A 14,538-nucleotide genomic window follows, 5' to 3' on the forward strand; every position below is an offset into this window, starting at 1 on the left:
TGCCGTCTTCCGACTTAAACGAGCAGGACGGGTGCGTCGAGACACGCGGCGGCGCGCGACGGCCGGGCGAACGATGCCGCCTCGACGACGAGCGGTGCCCGTATCCGGGCGACGCGGGCGACGGCGAGTGCGGCGGGGAGTGGCGGTCCGTCGTACTCGTCGGGTGTCGCGGGGACACCGCCGGGGACGACCCGGAGCGCCCGCTCGAAGGCGTCCGCGACCGTGGCGACGAGGTAGTCGCGGGCGGTCCGCTCCAGATTCCGGCGCCTGTCGGCGGCGACGAGTGACGCCTGCCGGTCGTCGCGCGCTCGCGAGACGGCCGCCTGCTCCCGGCTGAGTGCCTGTTCCGCGGCGACGCGTTCGGTCTCGGCCGCGGCGAGTTCGCGGGCCACCGTTCGGTACTGGCGTTCGACCGCGTCGGTGTCGGCGTCGAGCGCCCGTCGGGCCTCGACACGGCCGCCGAGTCGGTCGGCCCGTTCGCGGAGGGCGTCGACGTCGGCGGTCGCCTCGGCGACACGTCGACGGGCCGCGGTCGGGTCCGGTGGCGGGGCCTGGTTCGGGTCGCGTTCGGCGAGGTCACCGAGTTCCTCGTCCTGTGGCGCGTCGACGCCGCGGGAGCGGGCGGCCGCGGCGAGGGCAGGACGCAGAGCCACCGCCACCTCGTCGTGGAGGTGTCCGACGTGGTCGTGGACCGGGCCAGGTCGGGGACACCGAACGCAGTCGTCGCTCGGGACCCGAACCGCCGCGAGGAGGCTGTCCGGGCCGGCCGACTCGGCACGTCCACGGAGGTCGACGGTTCGACTCGTCACCCGCACACCCCCGAACCGGACCCTCACAACTCGCGTTCGGCCATCTCGTCCGTGTCCGGGTGGTCGGTCCCCGCGGCGAACGCGGTGTACGGGGTGTTCGGGTGCTGCCGTGTCTCGTAGGCGACGGCCGCGTCGCGGACGCGTTCGGGAACCTCCCGGAACTCGTTGAGTGCCCGCGTGCGCTCCACCTGCACGTCGCCGCCGTATCGCTCGCGGAGGCGGAGCGCGAGGAAGGCGCCGAGTTCCGTCTCCGCCAGGCAGACGGCCCGACCGAACCGACGGACGACGGTCTCGGGGTGGGCGTTACACCGGTTCCGGAGCGCCTGTCGGGCCGCCCGCGAGTACGCGATGACCAGTAACATCTGCTCGCAGGCGCGCGCTCGGCCGGAAAAAGGGTTCGTCCGATATCGTCAGTCGAGTCGTTCGACCGAGTCGACCCGACCGCCGTCGACGAGGTCGCGGACTCGCTCGCGTGCCTTCCCGGGTGACGTGGCGACGACGACGACGCCTTCGACGCGGTCGTCGCCGTGTGCGCGGTAGGCGAACCGCTCCCTGGCGTCGAAGTCCGTCGCGTACGACCGGAGGACCGAGCGGACGCGCTCTTCGGTCGCGTCGAGCGTCGCTTCGCCCGCCTCGAAGTCGGAGAGGGCGTCCTCGACGTTCCGCAGGGCGGAGATCCGGTCCATCAGTGTCGCCGTGTCGGTCGGCCGCGTCGGTTCACAGTCGTTCGTCCCTGGGTACCTCGTGCCGACGGATAAACCTACGCTCGACGAGGTCCGAAATGTTGAATGCGTTGGATTTTCCACAAGTATACAGAAATGACAATTTCAGTGGGTGGGACCGACCTGGGGAGCGTCTCGAACGTTCTCCTGTTGGAACCGGGCAGACGGGAGTGGGACGGCGGCGCGTGCGTCGAGTTGCTCGCGTCCGGTAGTGGGACGACGCGGGTGCTCGCGGTCACGTACACCGACCCCTCGATCGCGCACCTCGACGAGTTCGAGTCGGTCGCCGGCCACCGCCTGGCGGAGGTCTCGATCGTCTCCGTCGACGAGACGGCGACGGAGTTACGAACCGAGACCGTCGACGGAACGACGATCCGGACCGTCGGCCCGGCGGACAACCTCACCGGCGTCGCGGCCGCGGTCAGCGAGTGCATCGGCGCGTGGAACGAACGGGCGGCCCCGGGCGACGACCTCGTGTTCTGCTTCGACTCACTGACGGCGATGCTCCAGTCCGTCTCCCGGGAGCGGGCGTTCCGGTTCCTCCACGTGCTCACGCGACGACTCGAACAGGCGGGTGCCGTCGGTCACTACCACGTGGAGCCGAGTCGACACGACGAACAGACGATTGCGACCTTCTCGCCGCTCTTCGACGCGACCGTCGAGGTGACGGCGGACGACGTCGAGGTCTGGTCGTAGTCCACCGGCGGAGGACGCGGGCGTGGCGGCCGGACACCTCGGTCCCCGAGGACGAATCGACACCTGGACGACTCCGTCGTGCTGTCGGGCGGTGAGGTCGGCTACTCGCTCTCGAGGATCGTCCCGTTCGCGCCCACGACGACGCGTGGCGTCGCGATGGCGCCGAACAGGTCCTCGTTCGTCGGGACCGTCGCTTCGCGCCAGGACTTCTCGTCGACCCGGAGAACGACGGTTCCGGCGTCGCCGACGACGTACATCGTCTCACCCTCGCCGCCGAACGACCGGAGTGCCTGGTCCGCGACGTCGAACGTCGTCCAACTGTCGCCCGACCGGTCATAGCGGTAGACGCGTCCGGAGGCGCCACCCACCCAGAGGTACGTGGAGGTCACGCGAATCGAGGGGAGCGACTCGGTGGTGTTGGCCACGCCGACGCGGTTCCACCCGCTGTTGGCGGTGGTGCGGTAGACGTCGCCGTTCGTCGTCGAGGCGTACCCGTACCCGTCCGTGTCGGCGGTCAGCGCCGCGACGGTCCCGTCGTCGCCGACGTCGACAGGGTCGTCCCACGTCGGTCGGCAGTCGTCGACGTACCCCGGATAGATGGTCCCGCCGCCGCCGACGAGGAGTTTCTCCGACCCGCGCTCGCCCGCCACGGCCAGGGCGTCCAGCGTCGAGGACGTGCCCGCGGGCTTCGAGTAGTCGTACTTCTCACCCTCGGTGACGTCGTAACAGCCGAACGCACCGCTCTCGCCACCGAACCAGATACGCTCGCCGCCGTCGGTCGCGGCGACCGTCGACAGCTCGCGGTTCTCTGCCGCGGGACCGTCGTCGAACCCGACGTGCCACTCGCCGTCTTCGCGGACGAGCAACGTCCCGCCCGTCCCGACGGCGTGCGGGCCGATCGTCGTCTGCGCGACGTCGTGGAGGGTTCCGGAGATTGGTGGGTCGACCGACTGCCAGTCCGTATCGTCCTCGTATCCGAGGTGCCACATAGTCGCAGGTGTCTACAGCACTTATTTACTAAGTACTTTCGTCGTTACTTTTAACCAAAAGAGAGTGTAATAATGTGAGTGCAATGTGGCATCTCGGTCCCCAACCCGAAGTCGGAAACTGGTACGAGGTAGAGTCGCCGACGACTAAGACCTATCACAGCGTGGTTTCGACGGTCGACGGGCCGTACGCGGTCGCGGACAAGGGTGTTCTCGTCCGCCGACAGGACGACGGTGACTGGGCGGTCGTCTTCGACGACGGTCCCGCGACCCGTGACAACACGCTGTACGCTGCGGCCGCGACCGACGACGGCGAGCGCGTCTGGTTCGCCGGGTCCTCTGGCGCGCTCGGTTACTACGACGTGACGACCAACGAGAAACACGACTACACCGCCCCGAAGGGCAAGACCTCGACCTGGGAGGCTATCGCCGTCTCCGGGAAGGCCGGCAACGAGAAGCTCCTCGTCGCCAACGGCTCCGGTGAGGTCCTCCCCGGCTACGTCGACGGCTGCTGTCCTCAGTGGGGCCAGGTCTCCAAGCCGACTGGCTCGGGTTCGACCATCCCCGCACTCGCCGCCAGTCCCGATGGCGTCGGCTACGCCATCGACACCTCCGGGAACGTCTTCAAGACGACCGCGGACGACGCCTGGGAAGACATCGGTATCGAGAACGCCCAGGTCGCGTTCACGGACGTCTACGCGGACGGCGAGACGGTCCTCGTGACCGCGGGTAGCGGGCGCGTCTACCGCTACGAACCGAACTGTAAGAACTGGACGCCGCTGGGCGTCGCCGGCGTCACGCTCAACGGCATCGACCGGTACCAGGACGAACTCGTCGCCGTGGGCAACTCCGGGACGGTCTACCGCAAGAAGGGCAACCAGAAGTGGACGAAGCGGCCGACGCCGACGTCCGCGGACCTCAACTCCGTCACGATCTCCGACGGCATCGACGTGACGGTCGGGAAGTCCGGCACCATCCTCGAGCGCGGTGACCGCGACGACCAGAACAAGAAGACGGGCAGCCAGCAGGACGGTTCGACGTCCGACTCGACGTCCGATTCGACCTCGGACTCGACGACGTCGAGCTAACGACTTCGGGCGAATAGCCCTCCAACCAGCTATCTATGCACGAAACGACACTCCGAGTGTTCTCCGCGCTCCGTGAGCGCACCCGCGAAGAGGGAGCGGAGGACTACCAGACGCTCAACGATATCGCACAGGACGCGGGGCTCTCGCTCGACGAGGCGAGTACGGCCCTCGAGCGGCTCGTGATCGTCGACGCCGTCGAGAAGACCGAAAACGACGAGATGGCCTACCGGCCGCGCGACGTCACGGTCGGGAGAATCGCGGATCGGCTCGCCGCCGTCCACGCCCTCCCCGACGACCGCCGCAACGCGGTCCTCGAACGCCTCCGTAGCGGCGACGTCGACCCCGACTCCCTGGTCGCACTCGTCGACGCTCTCGGTCTCGGCCACTCCGCCGACGACGCGACGAGCGACGAGACCGCCTCCGACCAGTCGAGCGCCGACGACAGTACCGCCCCGACCGATGACCGCGGTGTGTTCGCCTCGGTCAGCAACCGACTCTCCCGGCTCGTGCCGGGGTCCTGACCCCAACCACCCATGACAACCTGGCAATTCGAGTCACAATCCACGACGGGAGATTGGCAAGAGGCGAAGTCGCCGGTAGACAAGACGCTGTACGACGTGGCGCAGACGCGCTACGGACCGGTCGCAGTCGGCGGGTCGGGATACGTGATCGCCCGTTCGATGGACGACGGGAACTGGGGCGTGCTGTTCGACGCGGGTCCCGGTGCAGAGAACCACGTGCTGAAGACGGCGGCGTCGACCGACGACGGCGGCCGGGTCTGGTTCGGAGGGAAGACGGGCGCCCTGGGGTTTTACGACCTCGAAGAGGGCGCGAAGTACGATCTCTCCGAACCGGAGGGCCGGGTTCCGACGTGGAACACGATGGCGGTCCACGGCGAACGCGGGTCTGAGAAGCTCCTGCTGGCGACGACGAGCGGGCAGGTGATGCTCGGCTACGTCGACGGGGTCGACGTGACGTGGGGGCAGATGACGAAACCTGACGGGACGACGTCGGTCACGGCGGCGGACGCGGCACCCGATGGGTTCGGCTACGTGGTGAACTCGAACGGGAGCGCGTTCAAGACGTCGATCTACGAGGGGTGGCGACGCATCGGTATCGACGGTGCCGGAACGCTCGGCGGCGTCGCGGCCGAGAAAGACTCGCTGCTCGTCGTGACGAGTAGTGGGCGCGCCTACCGCTACGCCGAGGGGAACGAAGAGTGGACGCCCTACAAGGTCGGCGGCAACTCGCTCAACGGCGTCGACACGCAGGGCAAAGAAGCCCTCGCGGTCGGCGGCAGCGGGAGCATCTACCGGAGTTACAGTGGCTCCTGGTACGAAGCAAAATCCCCCGCTGGTAGCACCCTCCAAGCGGTCGCGATGGGTGAGGTCGACGTCGCCGTCGGCTCCGGCGGCGCCATCGTCGAACGCCTCCAAGACCCCCAAGCCTAGTCGAGACCGCCGCCGCGCTCACGGGGCGCTCCTTCTCGGTGTCGAGTTCACGTCCGCAGAACGTCAGTGGGATCGCCCGGATTTGAACCGGGGTCACGGGCACCCAAGGCCCGAAGTATACCAAGCTAACCCACGATCCCAGTCTGCACCCGTAGCTACACCCGTCGCGCGCTAAAGGGTTTCGACACGTCGCCCGCGATCGGTTCGCCCCCGCTGGACGCCGACTCGTCTGTGCTCACGTTCCTCGAAATCGCACCCCCCTCGTCGTGCTCGCGGCGTTGCTCGGCGCGTATCGAGTCGTCCGGGCGGTCGAGCCGTTCGGTGTCGTCACGACCCGGGACTCGTCGCCGTTGCCTAAACTTTCTTTACAGTCTTCGCCGTAGCCGGTGGCATGTCTCTTCCGTCACTTCTCCTCCAGACGAGTCTCCCGTGGGGGTTGACCCCCGACGTACTCGTCGTGTTCGCCATCGTGGCGCTCGCGTTGGGGTTGTTCGTCACCGAACTCATCCCCATCGACCTCACCGCGATTCTCGTGATGGTTTTGTTGATGGTGCTCGAACCGTGGACACAGATCTCTCCGAAGGAGGGAATCTCCGGGTTCGCGAGCACGGCGACCATCACGGTCCTCGCGATGCTCATCCTGAGTACGGGTATCAGCCGGACCGGCGTGGTCCAGAAAATCGGGAACCTGATGGCCGACTTCGCCGGCGACGACCCGATGCGCCAACTCGCCGCGACCGTCGGCATCGCCGGGCCGACGTCCGGGTTCATCAACAACACGCCGGTCGTCGCCATCCTCGTCCCGGTCATCTCCGACCTCGCCCACGAGGGGAAGACCTCTCCCTCGAAACTCCTCATGCCGCTCTCGTTCGCCTCCATGTTCGGCGGGATGCTCACGCTCATCGGGACGTCGACGAACATCCTCGCGAGCGACGTCGCGGCCCGACTCGCCGAGGACCCCCAGTACGCCGGACTCAACCTCCACGCCTTCTCGATGTTCGAGTTCACCCAGCTAGGGATCATCGTCCTCGTCGTCGGGTCCATCTACCTGATGACGGTCGGCTACTGGCTCCTCCCCGAGCGCGTCCTCGCCGAGGAGGACTACGTCGAAGAGTACGACCTCGAAGAGTTCCTCACCGAGGTCGTCGTCCAGGAGGAGTCACCCATCGTCGGCCACACGGTCGAGGAGGCGGGGGAAGCGTCGGACCTCGACTTCGACATCCTCCAGATCCGTCGTGACGGCGAGGAGTTCATCGAACCGCTCGACACGAAGACGATCCGCGAGGGTGACCTGCTGAAGGTGCGGACGGACCGCGAGACCCTCGAAGAACTCATCGAGACCGACGGACTCTCGCTTACGGGGACGCTCTCCGACGAGGAACTCGAACAGGCAGAAGAAGAGCAGAACCTCGTCGAGATCATCATTCCGGCCCGCTCGAAACTCGTCGGCGAGTCGCTGGCGTCCTCGACGTTCCGTGACCGATACAACGTGAACGTCCTCGCGTTCCGGAGTCGGGGAGCGGTCATCCGCGAACGGATGGACCAGGTCCCCATCCGCGTGGGTGACACGCTCCTCGTGCAGGCGACGTCGGGCACCATCGACCGTCTCTCACAGAACCGCGACTTCATCGTCGCCCACGAACCGGAGGACCCCGACTACCGCACGGGGAAGATTCCCCACGCCGTCGGGATCATCGCCGGCGTCATCGGGTTCGCTGCCCTCCCCGATCCGTTCGGACTCAACATCGTCGTCTCGGCGCTCGCGGGCGTCGTCGCGATGGTGTTCACGGGCGTCCTCAAGCCCAACGAGATCTACGACTCGGTCGACTGGAACGTGATTTTCCTGCTCGCGGGGGTCATTCCGCTCGGCATCGCCCTCGAACAGACCGGCGCGGCCGAGCTCATCGGCAACACCGTCGCCTCGACGGCGGACTTCCTCCCCGTCATCGGGGTGTTGTGGGTGTTCTACACCGTAACGGCGCTGCTGACGAACGTCGTCAGCAACAACGCCTCCGTCGTGTTGATGATTCCCGTCGCCGTCGAGGCCGCCCAGAAGGTCGGGGCCAACGCGTTCGCGTTCGTCCTCGCGGTCACCTTCGCCGCGAGTACGGCGTTCATGACGCCCGTCGGCTACCAGACGAACCTCTTCGTCTACGGCCCCGGTGGGTACAAGTTCTCGGACTTCGTCCGGGTCGGCGGCCCGCTCCAGTTCCTCCTGAGCATCGTGACGACGCTGGGGATCGCCTTCTTCTGGGGACTTCGCCCGCCGGCGTGAGCCGATCCGACCCGACGGAATAAAGAGGACGAAGGCCCGATTTTTCACCGATGGAATACGTCGAGCGGCGCCGTACCGCCGTCGAGGACCACCTCCAGGGGGTCGTCGAGGACGTCGAACCGCCGAAGCTCCGCGAGCGACTGCGTAACGTCGTGTTGCAGGGCGGCAAGCGCGTCCGGCCGACGCTCACGGTGCTCGCCTGCGAGGCGGCCGGCGGCGAACAGGACGACGGGACGGCCCTCGACTTCGCCGTCGGGGTCGAACTCGTCCACAACGCGTCGCTCGTCGTCGACGACATCATCGACCGCTCGGACCTCCGACGGGGGTCGGCGAGCGCCTGGGCGGAGTACGGCTACGGTCAGGCCATCGTCGCCTCCGACGGACTGCTCGGCGAGGCGTTCGCGCTGTTCGCCGCCGACCCGCGGGCGATGGAGACGGCGGCCGACGCGATGGTGGAACTCGGTGAGGGGGAGGCGATGGAGTTGGCCGACCGCCCCGAGTCCGAGGAGGAGTACATGGCACTCGCCCGCCGCAAGACGGGCGCGCTGTTCCGGACGGCCGCCGAACTGGGGGCCATCGCGGCCGACGCCGACGACGACACCGTCGAGGCGTTCGGCGAGTACGCAGAGCGCGTCGGCATCGCCTTCCAGATCCGCGACGACGTCCTCGACGCGACGGCGGACCCGGCGAAACTCGGCAAGCCTGCCGGCCAGGACGTCGAGATGGACCGTCCCTCCGTCGTCCGGGTGACCGACCGCCCCATCGACGAGGTCAACGACCTCGCGGTCGAGCAGTCCGAGGCGGCGCTCGCCGCCCTCGAACGGGTCGACGTCGTCGAGGGCGAGGCCTACGACTACCTGGAGGACCTCGCGCAGTTCGTCGTCGAGCGCGAGAAGTAGGCTGGGGGCGGTTTTTCCCTCCAGGTTTTTCGGCTCGCGGGGGGTACGAGCCGAAAAAGGTGGTCGTCGAGCGCGAGAAGTAAGTTCTGCTCAGGCCGCTTTCCCGTTGCCGGGGGCGTCCTCGTGTTCTCCGAGACGGTCTTCGACGACGGCGAACGTGAGCGTGCTGAGGACGCTCAGGAGCGTTCCCGCGGTGAGGACCCCCGCCAGCATCGCCAGCGAGACGAACCCCAGGAAGAACGCCGACAGCGTGTGGAGGACGGCCGCGATGGCGACGACGTAGAACGGCGCGTTGAGGTAGCGCCACTTGAAGCGGTCGGCGAGGTACTCGTCGGTAATCTGCCCGAGACTCGTGGTGAGCCCGGCGGCCGCGAACCAGCGGACGGCCCCGTAGACGAGTGCGGCCACCGTACTCGCCGCGTCGAGTGTCGGCGCACTCGCCCGCGCCGCTTCGAGAGTGTTCATCGCCTCGACGCCGCCGACGACGAGGAGGGCCGCCGCGACGACGTAGGTGATGAGCGTCACCCGACCGGTGTACAGGGAGTTGCGTGCGCGGGCGACCGCCTCGTCGACAGTCTCCTCCAGACCCAACCCGCGGAAGAGGGCGTAGAGTCCGAGCAACCCCGAGGAGAGACCGAGTATCGTCCCGGGGAGGTCGAGGAAGTCCGCGAGCACCGCCAGCGGGTAGATGAGCAGGAGGACGCCGAGCGGGACGAGGATGGTCCCGCGGGTCTCGGGGTCGTTGATGACCTGCTTGAGCGTGTAGTACATCGACTCGAGGTCCTGGGCCTGGCGGACGACCACCCGGCGGACGCCGTCGATGGTGACCCGCGAGCGGATGACCGGGACGACGGACTCGTCCTGTGCGCCGTCCGTGACGACGATGGCGCGGACCTCCTCGCTGGTCTGGAGGCCCGCGAGCACCTCGTCGACTTCGCGGCCGACCTTCCGGTTGGCCTCGACGTCACCCGACTCGACGCCCGTGACCGCCGCGACCTCGACCCGTTCCTCGCCCGAGAGGTCGTCGGCGAGGTGAACCCCCTCGAAGAGGACGTTCACGTCGGAGTCCTCCGGGTCGGCTGTCGCGAGTGCGACCGCGGCCTCCTCGACGTTGTCCCGGCCGACGACGGGGGTGTCGAGTCCCGTCTTTCGGCCGAGGTCGTCGTCGAGGTCGACACAGAGGACGAGCAGCATTCACTCCCCATACGGTGTACCGCCATTAAGGGTCTTCGGGGCACGGCGGCGACGTCCGACCGCTCCGGCCGGAGCGGGGGCAGAGTCGCACAGTTTTTGAGTGTCCGGGCGGTTCTAGAGCACAACGAATGATTTCGAAGGGCTGCGAGCAGTGCGCGAAAGGCGGTAAGATGGTCCTCTTCGTCTACGGCTACTGTGACCAGCGCGACTGCTTCTACTGCCCGCTCGGCGAGAACCGGAAGAACGTGACCCAGGTGTACGCCAACGAGCGTCCGGTCGAGACGACCGAGGACGTCGTCGCCGAGGCGAAGACGATGGATGCGCTCGGCACCTCCATCACGGGCGGTGAACCCCAGGAGGTACTCGACCGCACCTGCGAGTACCTCTCCGCGCTGAAAGACGAGTTCGGCGAGGACCACCACACCCACCTCTACACCGGCATCACGGGCGGCCGCGAGAACATGCGTCGACTCTCGGAGGCGGGTCTCGACGAGATTCGCTTCCACCCGCCGTACGAACTGTGGGGCGACCTCCACGGAACCGAGTGGGAGGAGATCCTCTACATCGCCCGCGAGGAGGGACTGACCCCGGCGTTCGAGATTCCGGGCATCCGCGCCGAACAGGAGTTCCTCGACTTCCTCGACGAGGGCGCCGCCGACTTCTGCAACGTCAACGAGTTCGAGATGTCCCAGGGCAACTACGAGCGGATGCAGGCCGAGGGCTACGAACTCCAGGAGGGCCACATGTCCGCCGTCGACGGCTCGAAGGACGCCATCCTCGACGAGATGGCCCAACACGAGAAGGTGTACTTCTGTACCTCCGTGTTCAAGGACTCCGCCCAGCACCGCAACCGCCTCAAGCGGATGGCCCGCAACGTCCAGCGGGAGTTCGACGAAGTGACCGACGACGGGACGCTCGTCTACGGCAAGACGTACGCCGACCCCGTGCGCCTCGAAGAACTCGGCGTCCCCGAGGAGTTCTACACGGTCAAGGAGGACCACGTCGAGGTGGCGTGGTGGCTCTTGGAGGAGATGGTCGAGGAGGGCGACCTCGACGACGGCGAAATCGTCGAACAACACCCGACCTACGACGGGCAGGTCGTCGAGCGCACGCCGCTGGCCTAGCAAGCCACCGAAAGACGCTCCGCGTCTTTCGAGCCCTGCGAAGTCGCCGACTTCGCAGGACCTCGCCAGCGCGCCCTCGCAGAGTCTTCCGAAAATCGGAGGTTTTCGGCGCCTCGGTAGCGCTTCGCTCTACCAGCGGCCACGAGGTTGCTCACTGGCGTCGCACGGGCGACCCACGAGTCGCCCGTGCGGACTAACGAGACGGCTTTGCCGTCTCGTCACGGTTCGCAAGAGAACGCTACCACGGTACTGAACCCGACTTCGCCGGGTTGGACGTTCACGAGTGGCCGTCGGCCGCTCGTACCCATCTTTTCGGACTCCCACTTTCTCGGACTCCGTTCCGTTCGTTTTGCTTCTCGCGTGCGATATCCCTCGAAAAACGTTTGGACACGGGTCTCGTAGGCACGGTATGGCCGACTGCCCACTCGCGGACGAATGTCCCAACTTCACGGAGCAGATCGAGGGGATGGGGTGTACGCATCTCAGTGACCGGGGCGGCATGGACTGGTGTCAACACTACAGCCAACCGATCGAGGACCTGAAGACCGCGCCGGTCGTGCCCGGTCAGGAGGTCGTCGTCGACGTGACCGACATGCACGAGAGCGGCGCCGGCGTCGGGCACACCGAGGACGGGTACGTCGTCATGGTCGACGGCGTCCTCCCGGAGGCCCGCGTGCGCGTCGAGGTCACCACTGTCAAGCCGAACTACGCCCGCGCGGACCTCGTCGAGAAGATCGCCGACGAAGCCGGCGGCGAAGAGGAAGCCGAGGGCGACGAGGAGTCCGAGTCCGGAGACGAAGAGGAGTCTTCCCGTGGCCCCGACCGCGAGCGACTCGGCAGTCGCGAGAACTTCTGGGGGAGCTAACTTCCCAGTCACGTACGCTCCCGGAGAGTTCGGAGATAGATTTTCTACGAACGTTCTTTATTTCATTAGAAAAATTTTCTACAAGAGGGCACGTCGGTTCAGTCGTAATGTCGAAGACCCAGATCACCCAGACCCTCGCAGAGAACCCCCGACTGACCGGCGCGCTGTTCATGATGGTCCTGCTCCTCTCGCAGGCCGGCTCGGCCGCGGCGAACTACGGCACGACCACGCTCGGCCCCTAGTTCAGAGGCGTTCGAAGTCGACTTCGTCCGTCCAGCACAGTTCGCCGTCGACCAGCAGTGGTGAGCGCCGCCGACCCAGTGCCGACTGCAGTTCTTCTCGCGTGAACTCGAACTCGTCGACCGTCCCGCTGTAGAGGTGTCGCGTCGTGTCTTCGGTGAAGTAGAGCGTGCCGAACGACCCGAGGGTGTACTTCCGCGTCGGGTAGGCGTGAATCTCGAGGTGGAAGGTGTCGCCGGGCGGTGACGTATCGACGACGCCGACCATGGGAATCCCGTTGCTTGTCTGGCACAGCGAGACGCCCGCGTTCCCGACGATGGTGTAGCGCTGGCCCGTGATGACGCTGTCAGTCGCGACGCTGAGTGCGCCGTGGAGGTCGAAACCGTTGTCGAGGAGGCGCGCCAGCGAGCGGCCGACGGTCGTCGCGACGGTGTTGTACACGTCTTCGAGCGTGACGACGCCGCCGAGTGCGCCCGACTCGACGAGTTGCATCCCCTGTTCGTAGGAGGTACAGCCGTTGAGGATGAACGCGTCGACCCCCGTCTCGTCGAGGGTGTGGAGGTCGAGGTGGCCGTCGGAGCACTGCATCCCCTCCTCGCTGACGTGGCCGATGAAGTGGAGGAAGTCGGTGTCGCGTTCGAGGGCGTCCCGGAGTTCGTCGGTCGACAGGTCGAAACTCGTCTCGACGTCGAACTCCAGCAGGTCGCGGAAGCCGTAGAGGTTCTCGCTCTCCTCGCGCATCTCCGCGTCGTTGCAGATGACGTGGATGTCGATGGTCACGTCCGACTTCAGCGTCCGGTCGAGACGACGCCGGTAGGAGTCGAGCGTGGGCTTGGAGGCGCCCATCGGGTAATTCCGCGCGACCCAGGCGTGGCCGACGGTGTCCGTCTCGACGGGGGAGACGACTCGTTCGTCGGGCGACGGCGAGGCGTTCGCCGAGCGGAGGAACGACTGGACACCGTCCTGTGTGGCGCTCCCGTCGGTCCGGAAGAACGCCGAGAGTCCGTCCGGTTCGGGGGAGACGGCGTCGACAGTCTTGGTCGGCGCCGGACTCCGGATGTAGGAGAGGTCGTGTGCGACGAAGGGGAGCACCACGGCGTTCTCGGGGTCGGGGTCGACGTCGGTCGTGAGGTGCCACTTCAGGAGGTCGTCGGTCGTGCTCCGGGGAATCTCCATGTAGGCCGCGGTCCGGGCGCCGAGGTCGAGGTCGTACAGGTCGCGGAGGTCGACGTCGACGCGGTCCTCGAACGTCTCGCGCTCGGCGAGTGGGACACGGTAGAGTCCCTCCGTCCGGACCAGGCAGTCGAGCGTGAAGCAGTGTTTCAGAATCGACTGGGCGTCGGACTGGAGGTCGTCGAGGGGGAACGCGACGCCGTCGGCGACGAGGCGCGACGGCCCGGGGACGACTTCGGCGCCGAGGTAGTAGGCGAGCGTCGCGACCGTGTACACCGACGCGCGGTCGGGTGGGACTTCGAGGCGGACGTCGGCGTCGCGACGCTGGAGGTGCTCGGGGGCGTCGAAGGCGTCACCACGTTCGACGTGTGGGGGGTGGCCGCGGAGCGTCGGGAGCGAGCGCTCGGGGCTGAGCGTCTTCAGCGCGGACCCGAACGTCGAGACGGCGCGCATCAGGTCGCGTGGCTCGTCGGTCGTGGTCACGGTTCCGGCGGGGTGGTGGTGGTGCGAGCGGACGCCCATGACGACGCGGGTCCGACCGCCGAAGTCGACCGTGGTACACCGACCGCCGTGGTCGACGGAGACACCCACGCCCTCGACGTGGAAGTAGAGTTTGATCGGGGCGGTCGAGAACTCCACGACGTACTCGCCCGTCGGGACCGAATCACCGGCGTCGACGGCGTCGAGGACGATGTCGGTCCCCTCGCGGACGTAGACGCCGAGGTGCTGGGGGACCCCGAGGTGTGTCGTCTCGAAGGCGTAGGCCTCCGTGACCGGCACCCGGAAGACGTCCGTACTCGCGTCCTCGACGGCGTCGAGTGGCGACGTCCCGACTTCGTACGACACGTTCTCGATGCCGTCGTAAACCCGGATTCCGGAGTCGAGTGCGGTACAGTCGATCATGGTGGCGGTGGGAGACGGGCCGACGACGCGCCCACAGTGTGCTTCTCAGAAGGTCGAACGGACGTATAAGGGTTTTCTCGCCGCCCGTCCAGCGGGGCTCCGCGGGGGTTTTG

The 14,538-nt window shown here is 67.1% G+C and carries 15 protein-coding genes and 1 tRNA gene; 9 read left to right on the top strand and 7 right to left on the bottom strand.

What is annotated here, in order from left to right; genetic code table 11:
* Positions 1-14 precede the first annotated feature (14 nt).
* From P0Y33_RS13705 to P0Y33_RS13715, 3 genes are read right to left on the bottom strand one after another with little or no spacing between them, the layout of a single operon-like run.
* A complete protein-coding gene (locus P0Y33_RS13705; protein ID WP_279527952.1) occupies positions 15-809 on the bottom strand; it encodes a DUF7856 family protein in 795 nt (264 codons plus the stop codon).
* Positions 810-832: 23 nt separating this feature from the next.
* Positions 833-1,171: a DUF7855 family protein gene (locus P0Y33_RS13710; RefSeq protein ID WP_279527953.1), complete on the bottom strand. Its 339-nt coding sequence runs from the start codon at positions 1,169-1,171 to the stop codon at positions 833-835.
* 48 nt (positions 1,172-1,219) lie between these two features.
* Positions 1,220-1,495 (bottom strand): DUF7854 family protein, encoded by a 276-nt coding sequence (locus tag P0Y33_RS13715; RefSeq protein ID WP_279527954.1) that lies wholly within the window; start codon positions 1,493-1,495, stop codon positions 1,220-1,222.
* A 132-nt stretch (positions 1,496-1,627) separates the two neighbouring features.
* On the opposite strand from P0Y33_RS13715, the gene P0Y33_RS13720 reads away from it, so the two are divergent.
* Positions 1,628-2,227 (top strand): DUF7504 family protein, encoded by a 600-nt coding sequence (locus P0Y33_RS13720; RefSeq protein WP_279527955.1) that lies wholly within the window; start codon positions 1,628-1,630, stop codon positions 2,225-2,227.
* Positions 2,228-2,328: 101 nt separating this feature from the next.
* On the opposite strand, the gene P0Y33_RS13725 is transcribed toward P0Y33_RS13720, so the two are convergent.
* Positions 2,329-3,216, bottom strand: a complete 888-nt coding sequence (locus P0Y33_RS13725; RefSeq protein ID WP_279527956.1) for a hypothetical protein — start codon at positions 3,214-3,216, stop codon at positions 2,329-2,331.
* A 161-nt stretch (positions 3,217-3,377) separates the two neighbouring features.
* On the opposite strand from P0Y33_RS13725, the gene P0Y33_RS13730 reads away from it, so the two are divergent.
* Genes P0Y33_RS13730 through P0Y33_RS13740 form a run of 3 tightly spaced genes read left to right on the top strand, consistent with a single transcriptional unit; the run spans position 3,378 to position 5,752 of the window.
* Positions 3,378-4,301, top strand: a complete 924-nt coding sequence (locus tag P0Y33_RS13730) for a WD40/YVTN/BNR-like repeat-containing protein (RefSeq protein WP_279527957.1) — start codon at positions 3,378-3,380, stop codon at positions 4,299-4,301.
* A 35-nt stretch (positions 4,302-4,336) separates the two neighbouring features.
* Positions 4,337-4,822, top strand: coding sequence for a hypothetical protein (locus P0Y33_RS13735; RefSeq protein WP_279527958.1), 486 nt, complete (start codon positions 4,337-4,339; stop codon positions 4,820-4,822).
* Positions 4,823-4,834: 12 nt separating this feature from the next.
* Positions 4,835-5,752, top strand: coding sequence for a hypothetical protein (locus tag P0Y33_RS13740; RefSeq protein ID WP_279527959.1), 918 nt, complete (start codon positions 4,835-4,837; stop codon positions 5,750-5,752).
* A 67-nt stretch (positions 5,753-5,819) separates the two neighbouring features.
* Here the strand turns inward: P0Y33_RS13740 and P0Y33_RS13745 are convergent.
* Positions 5,820-5,892: transfer RNA gene (locus P0Y33_RS13745), tRNA-Pro, on the bottom strand.
* Positions 5,893-6,143: 251 nt separating this feature from the next.
* Between P0Y33_RS13745 and P0Y33_RS13750 the strand changes: the two genes are divergently transcribed.
* Together P0Y33_RS13750 and P0Y33_RS13755 are read left to right on the top strand one after the other, a co-directional pair.
* A complete protein-coding gene (locus P0Y33_RS13750) occupies positions 6,144-8,027 on the top strand; it encodes an SLC13 family permease (RefSeq protein ID WP_279527960.1) in 1,884 nt (627 codons plus the stop codon).
* Positions 8,028-8,077: 50 nt separating this feature from the next.
* On the top strand, positions 8,078-8,926 hold the full coding sequence (locus tag P0Y33_RS13755; RefSeq protein WP_279527961.1) for a polyprenyl synthetase family protein: 849 nt from the start codon (positions 8,078-8,080) through the stop codon (positions 8,924-8,926).
* A 90-nt stretch (positions 8,927-9,016) separates the two neighbouring features.
* Here the strand turns inward: P0Y33_RS13755 and P0Y33_RS13760 are convergent, their stop codons facing one another.
* Positions 9,017-10,120, bottom strand: a complete 1,104-nt coding sequence (locus P0Y33_RS13760) for a DUF373 family protein (RefSeq protein WP_279527962.1) — start codon at positions 10,118-10,120, stop codon at positions 9,017-9,019.
* Positions 10,121-10,248: 128 nt separating this feature from the next.
* Here P0Y33_RS13760 and P0Y33_RS13765 point away from each other — a divergent pair, with 128 nt between their 5' ends.
* From P0Y33_RS13765 to P0Y33_RS13775, 3 genes are all read left to right on the top strand, one after another.
* The gene (locus tag P0Y33_RS13765) at positions 10,249-11,244 is read left to right on the top strand and encodes a radical SAM protein (RefSeq protein WP_279527963.1); all 996 of its coding nucleotides are present in this window, start codon (positions 10,249-10,251) and stop codon (positions 11,242-11,244) included.
* A 409-nt stretch (positions 11,245-11,653) separates the two neighbouring features.
* A complete protein-coding gene (locus P0Y33_RS13770) occupies positions 11,654-12,109 on the top strand; it encodes a TRAM domain-containing protein (protein WP_279527964.1) in 456 nt (151 codons plus the stop codon).
* Positions 12,110-12,216: 107 nt separating this feature from the next.
* Positions 12,217-12,351: a DUF7503 family protein gene (locus P0Y33_RS13775; protein WP_279527965.1), complete on the top strand. Its 135-nt coding sequence runs from the start codon at positions 12,217-12,219 to the stop codon at positions 12,349-12,351.
* Between the two features lies 1 nt (position 12,352).
* Here P0Y33_RS13775 and P0Y33_RS13780 read toward each other — a convergent pair whose 3' ends face one another.
* Positions 12,353-14,425: a hypothetical protein gene (locus P0Y33_RS13780; protein WP_279527966.1), complete on the bottom strand. Its 2,073-nt coding sequence runs from the start codon at positions 14,423-14,425 to the stop codon at positions 12,353-12,355.
* Positions 14,426-14,538: the final 113 nt, after the last annotated feature.

This window comes from Halospeciosus flavus, assembly GCF_029814175.1.
Classification (GTDB): domain Archaea; phylum Halobacteriota; class Halobacteria; order Halobacteriales; family Halobacteriaceae; genus Halospeciosus; species Halospeciosus flavus.